The sequence below is a fragment of the Collinsella sp. AM29-10AC genome, assembly GCF_003469085.1.
Classification (GTDB): domain Bacteria; phylum Actinomycetota; class Coriobacteriia; order Coriobacteriales; family Coriobacteriaceae; genus Collinsella.
On record NZ_QSKB01000003.1, the window covers coordinates 15,915 to 33,568 of the forward strand.

Annotated in this window: 14 protein-coding genes; 9 read left to right on the forward strand and 5 right to left on the reverse strand. The window is 56.8% G+C overall.

The window, feature by feature from the left end; genetic code table 11:
* Positions 1–40: 40 nt before the first annotated feature.
* Both DW754_RS01710 and DW754_RS01715 read right to left on the reverse strand, forming a co-directional pair.
* Complete coding sequence (locus tag DW754_RS01710; protein WP_117758290.1) at positions 41–1,189, reverse strand: cell wall metabolism sensor histidine kinase WalK; 1,149 nt, start codon at positions 1,187–1,189, stop codon at positions 41–43.
* Positions 1,186–1,860 carry a response regulator transcription factor gene (locus DW754_RS01715; RefSeq protein ID WP_117758289.1) on the reverse strand — a complete coding sequence of 225 codons (675 nt, stop codon included), beginning with the start codon at positions 1,858–1,860 and terminating at the stop codon, positions 1,186–1,188. Before DW754_RS01715 ends, DW754_RS01710 begins: the two co-directional genes overlap by 4 nt.
* Before the next feature lie 89 nt (positions 1,861–1,949).
* On the opposite strand from DW754_RS01715, the gene DW754_RS01720 reads away from it, so the two are divergent.
* The 6 genes from DW754_RS01720 (at position 1,950) to DW754_RS01745 (ending at position 10,832) form a co-directional block, all read left to right on the forward strand.
* Complete coding sequence (locus tag DW754_RS01720; RefSeq protein ID WP_197032826.1) at positions 1,950–2,096, forward strand: CD1871A family CXXC motif-containing protein; 147 nt, start codon at positions 1,950–1,952, stop codon at positions 2,094–2,096.
* Positions 2,089–3,000, forward strand: coding sequence for a 4Fe-4S binding protein (locus tag DW754_RS01725; protein ID WP_117758288.1), 912 nt, complete (start codon positions 2,089–2,091; stop codon positions 2,998–3,000). Before DW754_RS01720 ends, DW754_RS01725 begins: the two co-directional genes overlap by 8 nt.
* Positions 3,001–3,035: 35 nt before the next feature.
* Positions 3,036–3,998 carry a redoxin domain-containing protein gene (locus DW754_RS01730; protein WP_117758287.1) on the forward strand — a complete coding sequence of 321 codons (963 nt, stop codon included), beginning with the start codon at positions 3,036–3,038 and terminating at the stop codon, positions 3,996–3,998.
* Between the two features lie 226 nt (positions 3,999–4,224).
* A complete protein-coding gene (locus tag DW754_RS01735; RefSeq protein ID WP_117743321.1) occupies positions 4,225–5,916 on the forward strand; it encodes an FAD-dependent oxidoreductase in 1,692 nt (563 codons plus the stop codon).
* Between the two features lie 221 nt (positions 5,917–6,137).
* A complete protein-coding gene (locus tag DW754_RS01740; protein ID WP_117758285.1) occupies positions 6,138–9,392 on the forward strand; it encodes an ABC transporter ATP-binding protein/permease in 3,255 nt (1,084 codons plus the stop codon).
* Between the two features lie 159 nt (positions 9,393–9,551).
* On the forward strand, positions 9,552–10,832 hold the full coding sequence (locus DW754_RS01745; RefSeq protein WP_117635845.1) for an MFS transporter: 1,281 nt from the start codon (positions 9,552–9,554) through the stop codon (positions 10,830–10,832).
* Between the two features lie 202 nt (positions 10,833–11,034).
* On the opposite strand, the gene DW754_RS01750 is transcribed toward DW754_RS01745, so the two are convergent.
* Entirely contained in the window at positions 11,035–11,598 is a 564-nt protein-coding gene (locus tag DW754_RS01750; RefSeq protein ID WP_117563584.1) for a TetR/AcrR family transcriptional regulator, read from the reverse strand.
* A gap of 239 nt (positions 11,599–11,837) precedes the next feature.
* Here DW754_RS01750 and DW754_RS01755 point away from each other — a divergent pair, with 239 nt between their 5' ends.
* The 3 genes from DW754_RS01755 to DW754_RS01765 all read left to right on the forward strand — a co-directional run bounded on the left by DW754_RS01755 (position 11,838) and on the right by DW754_RS01765 (position 15,539).
* Complete coding sequence (locus DW754_RS01755) at positions 11,838–13,076, forward strand: agmatine/peptidylarginine deiminase (protein WP_117635844.1); 1,239 nt, start codon at positions 11,838–11,840, stop codon at positions 13,074–13,076.
* Between the two features lie 121 nt (positions 13,077–13,197).
* A complete protein-coding gene (locus DW754_RS01760) occupies positions 13,198–14,262 on the forward strand; it encodes an ornithine carbamoyltransferase (protein ID WP_117635843.1) in 1,065 nt (354 codons plus the stop codon).
* An 11-nt stretch (positions 14,263–14,273) separates the two neighbouring features.
* On the forward strand, positions 14,274–15,539 hold the full coding sequence (locus DW754_RS01765) for an MFS transporter (RefSeq protein ID WP_117635842.1): 1,266 nt from the start codon (positions 14,274–14,276) through the stop codon (positions 15,537–15,539).
* A 123-nt stretch (positions 15,540–15,662) separates the two neighbouring features.
* Here DW754_RS01765 and DW754_RS01770 read toward each other — a convergent pair whose 3' ends face one another.
* Together DW754_RS01770 and DW754_RS01775 are read right to left on the reverse strand one after the other, a co-directional pair.
* Positions 15,663–16,796, reverse strand: a complete 1,134-nt coding sequence (locus DW754_RS01770) for a hypothetical protein (protein WP_117758284.1) — start codon at positions 16,794–16,796, stop codon at positions 15,663–15,665.
* A gap of 63 nt (positions 16,797–16,859) precedes the next feature.
* On the reverse strand, positions 16,860–17,387 hold the full coding sequence (locus tag DW754_RS01775; protein ID WP_117833463.1) for a DUF3592 domain-containing protein: 528 nt from the start codon (positions 17,385–17,387) through the stop codon (positions 16,860–16,862).
* Positions 17,388–17,654: the final 267 nt, after the last annotated feature.

The window sequence follows — 17,654 nt, forward strand, 5'->3', positions numbered from 1 at the left end:
TGTGCGGGATGGTACGCCACGCGGCGTGCCATCCCGTTCGTTATTTTAATGAGCCGAGTGCGCGAGTGGGAAGAGTCACGAGCATGGTCGTTCCGCGCTCCGAGCTCTCTTCGACCTCGATGGAGCCGCCGTGGAGTGCGGCAATCTCCCAGACCAGTGCAAGCCCCAGCCCCACGCCGCCATATGCCCTGCTGCGCGATTTGTCGACGCGAAAGAAGGGCTGAAAGATGCTCGTCTGGTATTGCTCGGGAATGCCCGGTCCCTGGTCGCGCACGCGTAGCAGCACGCGGTCGCCTTCGGCGCAGGCGTTGATTTGCACGGTCGAGTTGGGCGCGCTGTAGCGTATGGCGTTTTCGGTCAAGTTGAACAGCAACCGATAGATCAGCGTGTCGCTGCCGATCGTTTGCGCGTCGCCCTTACTTGTAAGCGTGATGTCTTTTCGCTCGGCAAGGGGTGCCAGGTCCGTGAGCACTTCTTCGATCATCGGCGCTAGGTCAATCACATCGTTGCAAGGGACACTGCGCAGCTCGCTCATCTCGAGCAGGGTCTTTGTCATGTGCGTCATTCGCTCGGTCTGCTCCTGCAGCAGCCCGAGCAGGCTCGCTGTATCGGCATCGACGTCGGGGCGCTCGGCGCAAAACAGCTCAACCTGGGCCTGCATGAGCGCAAGCGGCGTGCGCAGTTCGTGCGCCGCATTGCCCGTAAACTGTCTTTGTGCGGAAAATCCCTCGTCAAGGCGGGTAATCATGTCGTTAAACGACGCGCTGCAGCGCCTGAGTTCAGAGGGCACGTCCTCGCTGATTTTTGTGTCGGCGAGGTTGTCGGGCCGCACGCTCTCGACTTGCGTCGCAAAGAAGCGCAACGGCCGCAGCGCATGTCCGCTCACAAAGTAGGCCAGCACGCCGCCGAGCAGCGTCACCGCTGCAGTTATATACCAGCTCGTCGCGCCAAACGATTCTTGGGCGTCGTTCACGACGATGGTCAGCGCGTCGTCGAGCTCTTTGTTTGTCGGGTCAAATGAGCTGGGCGAGGCCGCCTCCACCTTGCTGTGCGCCGATAGTTCATTGCCGATCGAGTCCATGTAGCGCATGCCGGAGTAGCCAACCAGGCAATTCATAAGTACGCAGGTTGAACATATCAGCAGTGCCGTCATCAACGTGATGCGCCACTGCAGCGACAGCCGCTTCATTTGCCGTCCTCCATAACGTAGCCTTCGCCGATTCGGTTGCGGATGGGGTCGTGCCCCAACGCGCCGCGCAGCTTTTTGCGCAGCGACGAGATGTGCACGCGGGTCGCGTTGCTAAAGCTGTTGACGCTGCTGTCCCATACATGCTCGATAAGCTCTTCCTGGCTCACCGGCCGCCCCTGGTTAAGCATCAGGTATTCCAAGATGCCGGTCTCCTTGCGCGTGAGGGATAGGGTCTCGCCGCCCACGGAGGCGAGGCGCGCTTTGGTGTCAAAGCTCAACAATCCACAGGCTAGAACAACGTCGTTTTGCGTAAAGCGCCTGAGCGTGAGACTGCGTATGCGTGCCGCCAGCTCGTCAAGATGGAACGGCTTGGTGAGGTAGTCGTTGGCGCCCGCATCGAGCCCCGCTACCTTGTCGGAGACCTCGCCACGTGCCGAGAGCACGAGCACCTTGGTCTCGCAATCGGTAATTCTGAGTTGCCTGAGCACGGTCATGCCGTCGACATGGGGGAGATTGAGGTCGAGCACGACAAGATCAAAGGTCTCGACATCGAGCAGATCGAGGGCCTGCTGCCCGTCGTAGCAGCAGTCGACGCTATAGGCCAAGTTGCGCAGGCTGCGTGCGATCGCATCGCACAGCGCCCGCTCGTCCTCGACGACCAAGATGCGCATAACGTTCTCCTTGCATAGTCATTCACGCTTAACACGGATTTTATAGTCGGTATGGTCCAATGGGTCGCGAAACGAAAGGAGTGGTCAGATTGTTCAAAGCGATTAAGCCTGTGGCGCAGGTGGCTTTGCTGATCGTTGGGGTAGCCATGGTTGGCTTTGGAATTATGCGCGGCGAGGCAGATGCCGTGCTGGCCAAGGCAATCAGGCTGTGCTTGGAGTGTATCGGAATTGGATAAAAGAAAAAACACTGCATCGCATCTTTTGGCGAGATTCCGCGGATTGATTCAGGCGGCGGCGACGCTTGCGACCAATATTCACCTGCCTAACTTTGCCAAGGGCGGTATCTACCAGGGAGCCGGCAAAGCCGTCTGCGTGCCGGGGCTTAACTGCTACTCGTGTCCAGCGGCCTCGGGTGCGTGTCCCATCGGGTCGTTTCAGTCGGTGGTGGGCTCGTCTAAGTTTAGCTTTTCGTATTACGTCACCGGAACGCTCATTCTAATCGGCGTGCTGCTGGGACGTTTTGTATGCGGCTTTTTGTGCCCGTTTGGATGGCTGCAAGAGCTTTTGCATAAGATTCCCAGCAAGAAGCTCTCCACGAAAAAGCTCAAGCCGCTCACGTACATCAAGTATGCCGTGCTGCTGTTTGCCGTGGTGCTGCTGCCCGTCTTGGTGGTTAACGATGTGGGTATGGGCGACCCGTTCTTTTGCAAGTACATCTGTCCGCAAGGTGTGCTCGAGGGCGCGATTCCGCTGTCCATCATGAACGTGGGAATCCGCTCTGCGCTGGGAAAGCTCTTTACCTGGAAGCTCGCGATCCTCATTGTGGTTGCGGTGCTGAGCGTGCTGTTCTACCGCCCCTTCTGTAAATGGATTTGCCCCCTCGGCGCATTTTATGCACTCATGAACAAGGTGTCGTTGCTGGGGATTCAGGTTGACCAGTGCAAATGCGTCTCGTGCGGTAAGTGCGCCAAAGTGTGCCAGATGGACGTGGACGTTACGCGTACGCCCAACCATGCCGAGTGCATTCGTTGCGGCAAATGCGTGGGCGCATGCCCCGTCGATGCCATTAGCTTTCGCTACGGGCTGGGTGTGACGGGCGACAAACCAGCGCAGCCCGCGCAAGCCTGCGAAAACAAATAGGTACCTATATTAGTTTCGATATAAACGGAGGAACCATGAAACTGTCAAAAATTGCGGCTCTGTTGATGCTGCCCGTGCTGTCGCTGACTCTCGCGGCGTGCTCTGCGCCCAAGGGCGACGCGAAGGGTGCTACGAGCGGCGATGCGCAGATTGCCGAGCTCATAGCGCAAAAGCCGTCGAGCGCCGAGGAGGCGGCCAAGCTGTACCAGCAGCTGCTGCAAAAGGAAAACGAGATCTTTGCGAGCGATAACGCCCTATGGGAAAAGGTGTTCCTTGCGGCCAACAAAGACACTCCCATGATTGAGGACGGCAAGAACTACGGTGACTTCTTGCTCGATACCATCGAGGGCGCCAAGGATCAGTTTGCGGCTGACGAGCTTAAGACGCTTAAGGCCGGCGCGCAGCAGGTCAAGGAGATCGAGGACAAGCTCATGGCGCTGGAGAAGGAGTTCCCCGGATGTGGCAGCACGCCCGGCGAGGGGGAGAGTGTTGATGCCTCGACCGCAGGCATGACCAACGGCGAGAGCGGGGAGACGAAGTTCCCCAGCTTTAAGGGCAAGGACTTGGACGGCAACGATGTAAACAGCGACGAGCTGTTCTCCAAGAACAAGGTCACCGTCATGAACTTCTGGTTTACCACCTGCAAGCCGTGCGTGGGAGAGCTGGGCGATCTGGAGAAGCTCAACAAGGAGCTTGCCGAGAAGGGCGGCCAGGTCGTGGGCGTTAATTCCTTTACGCTCGATGGCAACAAAGACGAGGTGGCTGATGCCAAGGACGTGCTTTCCAAGAAGGGCGTGACGTATAAGAACATCTGCTTTAAGTCGGACAGCGAGGCCGGAAAGTTCACCTCCAACCTGTACTCGTTCCCGACCACCTACGTGATCGACCAGAACGGTAACATTGTGGGAGAGCCGATCATGGGCGGCATCAACTCCGCTGAGCAGCGCGAGGCGCTCAACAAACTGATCGATCAGGCACTCGCGAAGAGCGAACAGTAAGTCCGTGGGACAGACAACTGAAGGGGAGTCGCTGGAAACAGCGACTCTTTTTTCTGCTTCGGGGTAGCATCATGGGTATACGTCGAAAGGGCACGCAGCTTTTCGTGCATTGCCTGAGCGGTGCGCGAAGCAACCAAGCTGTGAGTTTTCTTAAGCGTTTGGGGTACGGCAGTGTCAAGAATATCGGCGGCATAAGCGGCTACACGGGAAAGGTGGTGCGTTGGCTATGAAGGTGGTTATCGTTGGAGGCGTCGCAGGCGGCGCATCGGCGGCCGCACGTTTGCGCAGACTCGACGAGCAGGCCCAAATTGTCATCTTTGAGCGCACGGGTTTTGTATCGTATGCCAACTGTGGGCTTCCGTACTACATTGGCGGCGTGATAGAAGAAGAGAGCGCATTGACGCTGCAGTCTCCCAAGGGCTTTTGGGACCGCTTTCGCATTGCGGTCAAGACGAGTCACGAGGTGTTTGCCATCCATCCCGATTCGCATACGGTCGAGGTTCGCAATATGCTGACGGGCGAGGAATTTGTCGAGACGTATGACAAGCTCATCCTGTCGCCGGGTGCAAAGCCGATTCGCCCTGCGTTGCCGGGCATCGACTCGGATAAAATCTTTAGCCTACGCACCGTTGAGGACACGCTGCGTATTCACAGCTATGTTCGAGAGCGGCGACCGAGCAGTGCCGTCGTGATCGGCGGCGGCTTCATTGGCGTCGAGACGGCGGAGAATCTGTGCGAGCTGGGGCTCCAGGTGACCCTTCTGCAGCGTCCCGTCCAGCTTATGAACAACCTGGATTACGACATGGCGACCCTTTTGCATACCGAGGTGCGTGAGCACGGTATCGATCTGCGCCTCAAGGCCGATGTGACAGGTTTTGAGGAAGTTGATGGCCGCGTTGTCACCCATGTTGCGGGCGATGACCCTATCGGAGCCGATATGGTGCTGCTTGCCATTGGCGTGGCACCTGAGAGCCATCTGGCGCAAGAGGCGGGGCTCGAACTGGGCATCAAGGGGGCTATTGTGGTCAACGATCGCATGGAGACCTCTGCTGCCGACGTGTATGCCGTGGGCGATGCCGTGCAGGTCACGCATCAGGTGACCGGCGAGGACGCGGTCATTTCGCTCGCCGGCCCCGCCAACAAGCAGGGGCGTGTCGTCGCCGATGTCATAGCCGGCATGGACAGCTGCTACCTCGGATCGTTGGGCTCATCGGTTATCAAGGTATTCGACTTGACGGCGGCAAGCACGGGACTATCCGAAAAGGCAGCACACGCGGCGGGAATTGACTGCGACAGCGTGGTCCTGTCGCCCGGTTCGCATGCGGGTTATTATCCGGGTGCAACGCCCATGACCATGAAGGTTGTCTTCGAGAAGCAGGGATTGCGCCTGCTGGGTGCGCAAATCGTGGGCATCGATGGTGTGGACAAGCGTATCGACGTTCTGGCGACTGCCATCCAGGCAGGCATGCGCGGCGATAGGCTTAAGGATTTGGACCTAGCATACGCGCCGCCGTATTCATCGGCGAAGGATCCCGTCAATATGGCGGGCTTTATGATCGAGAACCTCAATCGCGGCATACTGGCGCAGTGGCATTGGGAGGATGAGCCCAACTTGCCACGCGATGGCAGCGTGCAGCTGCTCGATGTTCGTACGGAAGGGGAGTATGAGCGCGGGCATATCGATGGTTTCGTAAACATTCCCGTCGATGATCTGCGCAATCGCCTGGGCGAGCTCGACCGGGCCAAGCCGGTCTACGTGATTTGCCAGAGCGGCATTCGCAGCTACATTGCTTGCCGCATTTTGGCGCAGCATGGCTTTGAGTGCTTTAACTTCTCGGGCGGCTATCGCTTCTTTGCAGCCGTGACTGAGGCTCGCCGCGGCAGCGCTAACGTTATGCCGTGCGGGCTCGAAAAGTAGCGCGCATTGGAATGTGACAAAGTGACAGCCTCTTTGTCGCATCGGGGATGTTGTATGCGGGATGGTGCGCCATGCGGCGTGCTGTCCCGTTCGTTTTTTGGCGCGGTTCGTTACATTCCTCACTGGTATCGGCCAAAAATGAGGATAGAGTAGGACAAACGCGCCGAACGTGAACGGCGGGGGAGCGGGCGAGCGCGCCCGCGCGAGAGAGGTTGCCGTCCATGCTGGATCTCAGAGTTATTTGCAAAAGGTACGTTACGCAGTCGTTTACGCAGGTAGCGCTCGACAGCGTAAGCCTGTCTTTTCGCGATAACGAGTTTGTAGCCATCCTGGGTCCCTCGGGTTCGGGTAAAACTACGATGCTCAACGTCATCGGTGGACTCGATCATTTCGATTCGGGCGATCTGCTGATCGACGGCATCTCGACCAAGGACTTCAACGACCGCGATTGGGATGCCTATCGCAATAATCGCATCGGCTTTGTGTTCCAGAGCTATAACCTCATTCCGCATCAGACCATTTTGGAAAACGTGGAGCTGGCGCTTACGCTCACGGGCGTGGGGCGTGCCGAGCGCCGCCAGCGTGCGCGCAAGGCGCTCGAGGCAGTTGGCCTGGGCGAGCACGTTGACAAGCGCCCGAGCCAGCTTTCGGGCGGGCAGATGCAGCGCGTGGCCATTGCCCGCGCCTTGATCAACGACCCCGAGATTGTGCTGGCTGACGAGCCGACCGGCGCCTTGGACTCAACGACATCCGTACAGGTCATGGATTTGCTCAAGGATGTTGCGCGCGATCGTTTGGTCATCATGGTCACGCACAATCCCGAGTTGGCATACAGGTACGCCACGCGCATCGTCACCCTGGCGGACGGCAAGATCACCGACGATTCAGATCCCTTTGATGCTGCCGAGGCCGCGCGTCGCGAGGCCAAGCCCACGCGCAAAACCTCGATGAGCTTTGTAACGGCGCTGGGGCTTTCTGCCCGAAACCTCATGACCAAGAAGGGCCGTACGGCTATGACGGCCTTTGCAGGTTCGATTGGCATTATTGGCATCGCGGCGATTCTGGCGCTCTCCAATGGCGTAAACGGCTACATCAAAAAGGTCGAGGAGGACACACTCTCGAGCTACCCGCTTACGATTTCCAAACAAGATTACGACCTGTCGTCCATGATGGGCGGGCATAGGGCCACGGATGACGATACGTCCAAGAACGAGGGTTCGTCCGACGACGGCACCGACGGCAAGGCTCAGGGGACCGATAAGATCCCTGTGGTCACGGCCGTAAAGGATATGTTCGCAAGCGTTAAGTCCAACGACATGACGAGCTTTAAGGCATGGCTCGATGCCGGTGGCGACGGCATCGATAAAGAGGTCAACGCCATTCAGTACGGCTACGGCGTGACGCCGGTTGTCTATCGTGCCGGGAATGGCGATGAGAAGCCTGTCCGGCTGGTGCCCAACGCCATGACCGAGGCCATGAGCGGAGGCGCGAGCTCGGCGGCAACGGTGAGCATGGATTCCATGGGAACCTCGGTCTTTAACGAGATGATTGACGACCAGAGCCTGCTCGACAGCCAGTACGATGTCGTTGCCGGCCATTGGCCTACGTCCGCCAACGAGGCCGTGATGGTGCTTTCGAGCCGCGGAACGGTGGGCGACTACACGCTCTACAGTATCGGCGCGCTGGATATCGATGAGCTCAACGACCTGGTTAACAGTGCCATGACGGCCGACGGCAAGGTCAAGACGCCCAAGACCGGCAGCGACTTTACCTACGACGATGCACTGTCCACGACGTTTAAGGTGTTGTCGCCGGCCGATGCCTATCGCAAAAACGAAGAGACCGGCATGTGGACTGACATGTCTGGCGACGCCGACTTTATGAAAGCCAAGGTTGCCGACGGTATTGACGTGCGCATTGTGGGCGTGGTGCGACCCAACGAGACGGCAAACGCGAGCGCATTGTCCCCGGGCATTGTCTATACGCATGCGCTGACTCGCCAGCTTATGGAGCGTGCTGCCGATTCGCAGATTGTGCAGGAGCAGCTTGCCCACCCCGAGACGGATGTCTTTACGGGCAAAACCTTCGACGAGCTGCAGGGCGAAGCCAAGCAGGGCGTGGATTTGGGCAGTATGTTCAGCGTAGACGAGGCGGCACTGAAGAGCGCGTTCTCACTCGATACGTCTGCGCTCTCGGGCGCAGCCGGCGGTATGGACCTTTCTGGTCTCGACTTGTCCGGCCTGGACATTGACCTTTCGGGTGTTGGGAAGGACATCGACTTCGGCGACATCATGGCCAAAGCGCCGGCCCCAGATTTCTCGGGCATCTTTGATGGTCTTGAGCTCACGCCTGAGCAAATGCAGCAGGTGGGAGCACTTGCCAACCAGCTGTTTGAGGGCTTTATGCGCTCTGATCAGTTTAAGGCGCTGTCACCCGAAGACCTTAAAGACGCGTCAAAGCTCGCTGCCGCATTCTCGGCATATCTTGAGAATGATGCCGCAGCCCAGCAATACCTGGCTCAGCTCAGGGCGCTCGGCGGCGATGCCCTGGCCGAGCGTCTGCAGCAGGTGATGGGCGACTATGTGCAAAAGCAGCTGGCTCCGTATTTGCAGCAGTCTATGGATCAGGTGATGAAGGCGGTCAGCGAGCAGATTGCGACGACGGTATCAACCCAGCTCAAGGCGGGTGCGGCAGGGCTTACGGACCAAATGGCGACGCAGATGTCTTCGAGTTTTGCCAACTTGGCGAGCGCCATGCGCGTGGATGCGAACGCCTTTGCTCGCGCTATCCACTTTAACATGGACGCTGAGGACCTGAGTTCGCTCATGATGAGCTATGCCAAGGCGTCGAAGCTCACCTACGACAACAATCTGACCACGTTGGGCTATGCGGACGAGGCGGACCCCATTTCGGTCAAGATTTTCCCGCGCGACTTTGAGGCCAAGGAGCGCGTGCTCGATTACATCGATGCGTACAACAAGCAGGTCAAAGCCGCTGGTCACGATGAGCAGGCAATCTCGTATACCGACTACATGGGCATCATCATGGGCTCGGTGACCGACATCGTGAACACCATCAGCTTGGTGCTCATCTCATTCGTGAGTATCAGTTTGGTGGTGAGCTCCATCATGATCGGCATCATCACCTACATCAGCGTGCTGGAGCGCAAAAAGGAGATTGGCATCCTGCGCGCGATCGGCGCGTCAAAGCGCAACGTGACAAACGTATTTAATGCCGAGACCTTTATCGAAGGCCTCATTGCCGGCGTCTTTGCCATTGTCGTCGTGGTGGCCGTGAGCTTTCCGGTTAATGCCTGGGCGCTTGCGGCCAAGCAGGTGCCCAACCTGATGAGCCTGCCCGTTCAAGACGCGCTGATGCTCATTGTAATTTCGGTGCTGCTGACGGTCGTTGCCGGCCTGCTGCCGGCCCGCAGCGCATCCAAGAAGGATCCCGTGGAGGCCCTGCGCTCCGAATAATGCGACAAAGGGACAGCCCCTTTGTCACATTGGGGGCCCAATTACCGTTCGGCACGTTAAGGGTCCCCGCTCCCCGCTTAACACTTGACGAAGAATCTCCATCTTTATATACCTATCGGTAGGCATATAGGTTGCATTGCCGATAGAAACGGAGTAACCATGACTCTCATCGCACCAGCCGAAAAGGACCGCCCCCGTGAGAGCGGCGCATTTGCTTGGATTGTCGTTATTGCGCTCGGTTTAATGTCTGCGGGAACAACCGGCACCTACAGCATCATTGCCGGCTCATTCATCGCTCCTGTATGTGAAGACCTGGGCTTTGACTACACTTCTTTCTCTTTCTATTTCACCGCGATTCTTCTTGGCCTTGCGCTTGGGCTTCCGCTTTTGAGTCGTTTCATTCCAAAAGTAATCGGCAAACCATGGCATATTTGCGTTGAACTCGTCCTTATTGCCGCCGGCGCCGCAATGGCGTTCTACACCGAGGTCTGGATGTTCATCGTCTCCGCCGCAGTGATCGGCATCTGCTTTTCGTTCACAACGGGTGTCTGCATGTCCGATGTCATTGACCAATGGTTCAGTAAATCGTCTGGTCTTGCCATCGGCCTTGCGTGGGGCGTTAATTCTCTCTGCACGCTGCTATTGAGTCCTGTCATTACACTGGTCATCGAGCAGCAAGGCTGGCGTACGGGTTACATCGTACTTGCGGCCGTTTCTGCAGCCATGATATTGCCCACAAGCGCATTTATCATTCGCCTTAAGCCTTCTGATCGCAATATGCTTCCGTACGGAGAGACTACCTCCGAAACCCATGAGAGCTACAGCGCCGATGAAAAGGAAGATGTCTCTTCGGGCATGGCGCTCCGCGATGCCGCGAAAACGCCATCTTTTATTCTCTGCGCCCTTCTGCTCTGCGTGGCGCAACTCACCTGCTGCATGAACCAGCTGTTCCCGACCTATGCAAGCGAGGTCGGCTTCAATCCCATCGTGGGAAGCCTAATGGTTTCGGCGGCTTCGCTCTCCGATATTTTCCTAAATCCCTTCGTAGGCAAAACATGCGACAAGCTCGGTGCTATTAAAGCAACGGTCGCATGGACGGGAGTCAGCATTCTTTCATTCCTACTTCTCATCTTTGGCGGAAGCAACGAGACCGTTTCCATCATCGCGGCCGGCGTAAACGACGTCATGTTCGCCATCGTTGGAACTGCAATGCCGATGATTCTCCTCTCGCTCTTCGGATCACGCGATTTTGGAAGGATCTATTCGATTATATGCTCAGCGGGCTATGTTGTCGGAGCTTTCGGAATGCCAGTCATGATGAAGGTTTACGGTATGGCAGGGTCTTTCCAAGGAGTATTCGTCTTCTGTATCATCTGCAACCTTCTGATTGCGACATTTGCTTTAGTTTCCGGTATCCTCAATAAGACTACCGCGAAATAACCTGACCAACGAACTGCCCTTCAGCCCTGTCATTTGTCTCCGCAAGTTAAAACGAAATTGGGGCCGATTCCAACATAGCTGGAATCGGCCCCAATTTCTATTCAACAACTTTTGCAATCATCGCGAACACGGGTTTCGAACCATTCCGCGACCCCGCAAGTCGTCGCATCGCGCTTGCCAAGGTGCCTCTGTTATTACGCGCCTATTTAAACATGAGTTCGACGATCCCTGCCCAAACAGCCTTTTCATCGATGTCTTCATCTTGGGCAACGGTATTGCTCGCTCCCTCAAGTACGGTGTAAAGAATCTGCACGTACAGCATGACGTCTGTTTCATCGGAAAACGCGCCAATTTCTAGGCCATGGAGAAGGATGTCTTTAAGCGCGTCCATAGTTCGGTTGATCGCCGTTGCCTGACGTTCCTGAACTGCAGGGATTCGATTTGCCTGAATACTGACCTCGGCCAGCACGCGACGGCGCTTTTCATCACTACGATAGCCACCTATAACCGAATTGCCGAGCTCGATAAGCGCCGCCTTGAATCCGTCCCTATCGACTATTAGCGAGTAGTCGCGCTGATAGTCGATAGTCGGAAACATACTATCTAAGAGCGTGGTGAAAATATCCTCTTTAGAGGGAAAGTAGTAGTACACCGATGGCTTGGATATACCGACACGGTCGCAGATTTTTCCAATGGACGCCTTGTCGTAACCGACTTCTGCCACAAGATCATACATTGCGTCCAATATTTTTCCCTTTGTGCTCACGCTTCACTTCTCCATTGCAAATCACTTCCGCATTGCCAACATTATTAAGAATGGCAACGGAACATCAATTCGTGTCCAAACACGACCACTATAAACGGTGAACGGTAGGTATCGACAGGCGAATGGCAATTATACAAAAACACCTACCGAACGGTAGGTATAGTAGTACTATAGCTGGTGTAACCCCGCTATTGTCGCGGCCGGACAGCATTGCGGGAAACCCGACGGAAGGACCAACCATGTACGAGAACTATCGTATGCCGGGCGAGTTTGAGAAGCGCTCCAACGTCTATGTGACATGGCTTCCCGATTACATTCGCGCAGAGGGCTTCGATAATCGCCAGCCCTGCGTTGACGTAATTAAAGCTTTGCTTGAGTATGGCGACGTTACGGTCAATCTCAACTGTGGCACCCCCGGCTCCTACGAGGAAGCCTGCTCGCGCCTTAAAGAAGAAGGGGTGGATCTCGACCGTATCCAGATTACGCAGTTCGAAGACTCCAACTTCTACGTTCGCGACAACGGCCCCAGCATCATGGTCGACGACGAAGGCCATTCCTATATGGTCAACCCCGCTTGGACCTATTATGGCGTGTGGGACAAGAACTCCCCAGAGTGCCAGTCCGCACGCAGGGCAGCTGTTCACATGGCGGTTGCGCTCGGGTGCTTCGATATCGTCAATTCCGAAATGGTTTCGGAGGGCGGCGACCGCGAGTTTGACGGTCACGGCACCCTGATCGCCATCGAGGACACGGAATGCCGCAAGCGCAATCCCGAGTTCTCAAAAGAGGAAGTGGAGGCCGAGTACAAGCGCATCTACAACCTCAACAAGGTTATCTGGCTGCCGCAGCCTATGCTTGAGGACGACGACTATCGACTGGGCATCCTCGACGAGAAGGAAGATGGAACTCCTGTCTTCGGCATGAGCTTCGCCGCCCACATCGATGAGATGTGCCGCTTTATCACCCCGAACAAGATTCTTCTTGCCGAGGTATCCGATGAGGAGGCCGCCTCGAGCAAGGCGGGCGCGGAATCGCATCGTCGCATCGACGCCGCCTACGAGATTCTACGCGCCGAGACGGACTGGGAGGGCAAGCCCTTCGAAATCGTCCGCATGCCCACTGCCGAGCCGATCGAGGTTGTCATCGCTCCCGGCGACGAGGACTACGAGCTGTATAAGGGCTTCATCGACGAAATGGGCGGCAAGTTCATGGATGGCACCCCTTGGCCCGAAGGCCCCGTTCACTTTTATGCCGCAGCAAGCTACTGCAACTTCCTCATCTGCAACGGCGTCGTTCTTGGCCAGCGTTATTACCACGAAGGCATGAGCGAAGTCGTGAAGGAGAAGGACGAGCAGGCCAAGGCGGTTCTTGAGAGCTGCTTCCCCGATCGCAAGGTCATCATGATCGACTCTCTCGCGCTTAACCTGTCCGGCGGCGGCGTGCACTGCTGGACCAAGGACGTGGCCGCCAGCTGCTAGCAAGTTCTTAAACTTGCGCTGCCTGATCCAAGCGCCACATTTACAGTCCCCGAGGGATATCCGTGTTTCCCTCGGGGGCGCATTCGACACTTACCCATCAAACAATTGAAAGGAAATAGGCATGAACAACAGCCTTCGCGGTCGCGACTACCTCAACATCCACGATCTTTCCTCTGAGGATTTCCGTTACCTCATCGATCTTGCCTGGAACCTCAAGGCCCAGAAAAAGTCCGGTGTCGACCAGCGCTACTTCCCCGGCAAGAACGTTCTCGCCAACTTTGAGTGGGGCTCGACCCGCACTCGTTGCGCCTTTGAGACCTCTTGCAACGACCTGGGCATGGGCTTCACCTATCTGACCAACTCCCACATGGGCGATTGCGAGACCATCGAGGATGCCATGCGCGTCTTCAACGGCATGTATGATCTCATTGTCTATCGTGCACAAAAGGACGAGCAGTTCCTCTATGATGTCGCCGACTTGGTCGATATTCCAGTCATCAATGCCCTCACCCTCGGCGATCACCCGACCCAGATGCTCGCTGACGCTCTCACGATGGAGGAGCAGTGGGGTGGTCTGCGCACGAGCCGTGGCAAGAAGATGGCCTTCGTTGGCAACTGCGCCGGCGCCCCCGTGTGGTATGGCCGTCTGTGCGCGATGCTCGACATGGACTTCCTCGCCATCGGCCCCGACGACCTCCGTCACCAGATGTGCAAGGAAATGATCGAGGAGGTTGAGGCCTGCTACGCCAAGTACGCGCCTAACAGGACCTTCACCATCACCTCTGACCTTGATGCTCTGGACGGTGTCGACGTAATCGTTACCGAGGAGTGGCGCTACATCAACCCCGAGTGCGGCGACGAGGTTCTGGACCCTGACGACTACAACTCTTGGCTTGGCGACGCCGAGTCCCTGTACCCCTATCGCGTCACCAGTGAGCTGTGCAAGCGCACCAACAACCCCGACATCTTCTGCATGCACGAGCTCCCCTCTGTTCACAACGCAAATCACCGCGTTGGCAAGATGTTGCTCGACCAGTGCAAGAACGACCTGCATCGTGAAATCATCACCGAGGGCTTTGAGATTGCGGACGAGTGCTTTGAGGCCAACGCGTCGGTCATCTTCCGTGAGGCAGAGAACCGTCAGCACACCATCAAGGCCGTTATGTGCGCCCTTCTGGGTCTCTAGGAGCTGTATCAATGGAAAATGCAAAGTTAAAGAGCAGCAAGGTTTACGCATGGGTTCTCGTGATCGCGCTCGGCCTCATGTCTGCCGGTACGACCGGATCCTATAGCGTAATCGCTGGCTCCTTCGTCGCGCCCGTGTGCGAGGAGTTCGGATTTGACTACTCCATCTTCTCGTATTACTTCACTGCAACGCTCATTGGTCTTGCAGCGGCTCTTCCGTTTGTCGGAAAACTCATCCCCAAGGTTGTTGGCAAGTTTTGGCTCCCCGTCGTCGAGCTTATTCTGCTCGCCGCTGGCGCAGGCATGGCCTTCTACACCGAAGTCTGGATGTTCATCGCAGCTGGTGCTTTGATTGGCGTTTGCTTCGCCTTCACTACCGGCGTCGCCATGTCCGATGTTATTGACCAGTGGTTCAAAAAATCTGGCGGCCTGGCAATTGGTCTCGCTTGGGCAGTGAACTCGATTTACATGCTCATCATGAGTCCCGTCATCACCTCTGTCATTGAGGCTGCTGGCTGGAGGACTGGTTATCTGGTGCTCGCTGGCGTCTCCGCCGTGCTCATTCTTCCCGCTTCCATCCTGATTATCCGCTATAAGCCCCAGGACAAGGGCATGCTGCCCTATGGCTATGTCGAAGGCGAGACGGTCGCCGAGACCGAGGAGACGACCGAGGATAGTGCACGTGGCGTTAGCTACGCACGCGCTATTAAGTCGCCTGCATTCTTTTTCTGCATCGGCTTCCTCTGCCTCGTTCAGCTTACTTGCTGCATGAACCAGCTGTTCCCCACCTATGCCGCCGAGGTCGGCTTTAGCCCCATGGTGGGTGGCTTCATGGTTTCCGCCGCATCGCTGTTCGACCTGTTCCTCAACCCGATCGTCGGTACCACTTGCGATAAGTTTGGCAGCACCAAGGCCATTCTGAGCTGGCTCGCCGTCTCGATTCTCTCCTTTGTCATGCTCATGATGAGCAGCGGCAACTCGACGCTCAGCATTCTTGCTGCCGGCGTTAACGACGTCATGTACGTCATCGCCGGCACCGCTCTGACCGTTTTGGTGATGGACGTCTTTGGCTCCCGTGACTTTGGTCGCATCTTCGCGCTCATCTGCTCCGTGGGCTATATCGTCGGCGCCTTTGGCATGCCCGTCATGATGAAGGTATACGAGCTTGTCGGCTCCTTCCAGGGCGTTTTCATCTTCTGTATTGCATGCAACGTCATCATCGGTCTGTTCTTGCTGCTGGCAAAGAAGACTGGTAAGAGCCTCTCTTGGGACGAATAGTTCGATTCGTCTTAGTCATACGCTGTAGGAGTTAATCTGCAGCAGCTTTAGGGCATCGGCTAACGCCGGTGCCCTTTTTCATGGAATGTGACAAAGGGACAGTCCTTTTGTCACATTGGGCGCCTAGCTCGTTTTGCCCATCAATGTAATGCGGACGCTTGGATGGGTGTACTCGTCAAACTCGTCCTCGGGATCCGTATCAAACGAGTAATACGTTTTGATGGGGTTGTCACTCGTCCTGATGGAGATTCTCTCGTAGAGCGAACCGTTCAAAAAAGCCTGCCTAAACTCTTCGGGGAGCTTTTGCGGTGCTAGGAGCTCGGGACTCACGGTCTTGACGTCTACGGTTTGGACGACAGAGGAAAGTTCGTCCAAGTCGAGCTCGATGCGGGCGAGGTTGTCCTCAAGGCTCGCGTCGGGGTCGATCTCTGCTATGTAACTCACTTCCTTGAGCGTTCCCTTGTTGTCGAAATCCAGGTACGTATAGGTCTTCTGGGTATCGGAGTCGCCGTCGTGAAGGTAGCCGCGGACGTGATAGCCGTAATCTTGATATCGCTCGTAAGGGTCATCGGCGGACACGTACTCGCATGCGGGTCCTAGCGTCTTGCGGGCGATGGCAATTTGCTCGGCCGCGGCCGCGGCGTTCTCCTGCATCTCGATGTTTCCCTGCGCCAGCTGCGGGATATAGGCACCGCACACGATCGCGAGGGGCAGCGCCACAAGCGCGATGATCCACTTTTTTGCACGGGGGATAGGCACGCTATAGGCCTCCGCCATGGCCTTTGCGTTAGCGAAGCTCTCGGTAAGCACGTCCGCTGCGGTGGCGACGGCGCCTACGGCAGCGGCGACTTCTGCCGCGCCGCCCAAGTTGCGCGCGGTCTCGTTGTCGCTGTTCTTGAGTAGGCGCGCGGCGGCCTGCGTGCCAATAACGCCTGCGATTTGTGCCGTGCGGTCTTTCTCGGACTGCTCGACGGCGAGTCGGTGCTGCATTTCCTTCCACTGCTTGCCGCGCATGCCAAAGCGCGGCGCGAGCGCGCAATAGCAGAAGATGATGAGCTCGATGGCGGTGAGCGCCAGGGCGGCCATCATGCCCGTCTCCTGGAAGCCTTCGTGATGGAAGACGATGTCGTCAATCATTTCGAAGGGAATGATCAAAAAAGGCAGCACAAACGCCATGGCAAGCGCCGCACCGGCAACCTTGGGACAGATGCAGTATCGCTGGATGCGCTTGCGTTCTTGTTCGGAAAGTGTAGCCATAGCTGGTCCTTGGTGTCGTGGCGGTCGTTGCGGCGCATGGGGCGCGGGGCGCATCAGTTTGAGCTAGCGCTGGATAAGAACATAGAGCAAGATGCTCATCGCGATGAGCAAGAAGCCTGCGATGTTAAACATCAGTGTGGCAAAGTTGCCCACGATGGGGCGTTCGACATAGCTTTTGTCTGGGTTGCCGGGGTTGTAGTACACGGTCATTTGGCTACCGAGGGGCCAAAGCTGCTCCGCGAGGGTGCCTAGGCTGGCGATGGGGCCTGTCTGCACGTGCAGCCAGCCCTTGGCGTCTTCGTAGGCGGTGGCTTGCGTGCGGATGGGGAGTCCCGACAAGCTTTTGGTCTTTATGCCACGGAATTGTTTTTTCGCGCGGTATTGCGTGCCGTCGACGGTGTATTCCAAAACGGGATTCATTCTGCCTTCACCCATAAAGCGATGGTCGATGACCGTCCCCATGGTCACGGCGGTACAGGCCTTGGCTTTCTTGCGGGCGGCGGCCTTCATGAGCATGCTCGCTCCGATAAACAGGATGCCGATGCCTCCAACCGAGATGAGCGCGAGTAGAGATATCTGCGAGGTGGTCACGGCGTTCTCCTTTGGCGCGATACCGTCATATGTGACCCAGTATAGAGAATCCCGCCATCGATGAGCTATTGCGGGGGGGGGTCAATTCTGAATGTGACAAATGGACTGCTCCTTTGTCACATCGGGGACTGCGGAATCGAGGTCTAATACTTTTCCCGAGAAGTGAACGAGTGAAAACGGACTCCCGAAGCATCGACACTTTTGGCGTGCAATTTCCTGCGGTTTTGCCAGTCAAATCCTGCGGTTTTGACGCCTAAAAATGTCAAT

Bases quoted from the DNA above. Each gene is read 5' to 3' on its own strand.
- DW754_RS01740 (WP_117758285.1), top strand. From the start codon at position 6,138: ATGCTGGATCTCAGAGTTATTTGCAAAAGGTACGTTACGCAGTCGTTT.
- DW754_RS01770 (WP_117758284.1), bottom strand. From the start codon at position 16,796: ATGGCTACACTTTCCGAACAAGAACGCAAGCGCATCCAGCGATACTGC.
- DW754_RS01765 (WP_117635842.1), top strand. From the start codon at position 14,274: ATGGAAAATGCAAAGTTAAAGAGCAGCAAGGTTTACGCATGGGTTCTC.
- DW754_RS01710 (WP_117758290.1), bottom strand. From the start codon at position 1,189: ATGAAGCGGCTGTCGCTGCAGTGGCGCATCACGTTGATGACGGCACTG.
- DW754_RS01745 (WP_117635845.1), top strand. From the start codon at position 9,552: ATGACTCTCATCGCACCAGCCGAAAAGGACCGCCCCCGTGAGAGCGGC.
- DW754_RS01735 (WP_117743321.1), top strand. From the start codon at position 4,225: ATGAAGGTGGTTATCGTTGGAGGCGTCGCAGGCGGCGCATCGGCGGCC.
- DW754_RS01760 (WP_117635843.1), top strand. From the start codon at position 13,198: ATGAACAACAGCCTTCGCGGTCGCGACTACCTCAACATCCACGATCTT.
- DW754_RS01755 (WP_117635844.1), top strand. From the start codon at position 11,838: ATGTACGAGAACTATCGTATGCCGGGCGAGTTTGAGAAGCGCTCCAAC.
- DW754_RS01715 (WP_117758289.1), bottom strand. From the start codon at position 1,860: ATGCGCATCTTGGTCGTCGAGGACGAGCGGGCGCTGTGCGATGCGATC.
- DW754_RS01730 (WP_117758287.1), top strand. From the start codon at position 3,036: ATGAAACTGTCAAAAATTGCGGCTCTGTTGATGCTGCCCGTGCTGTCG.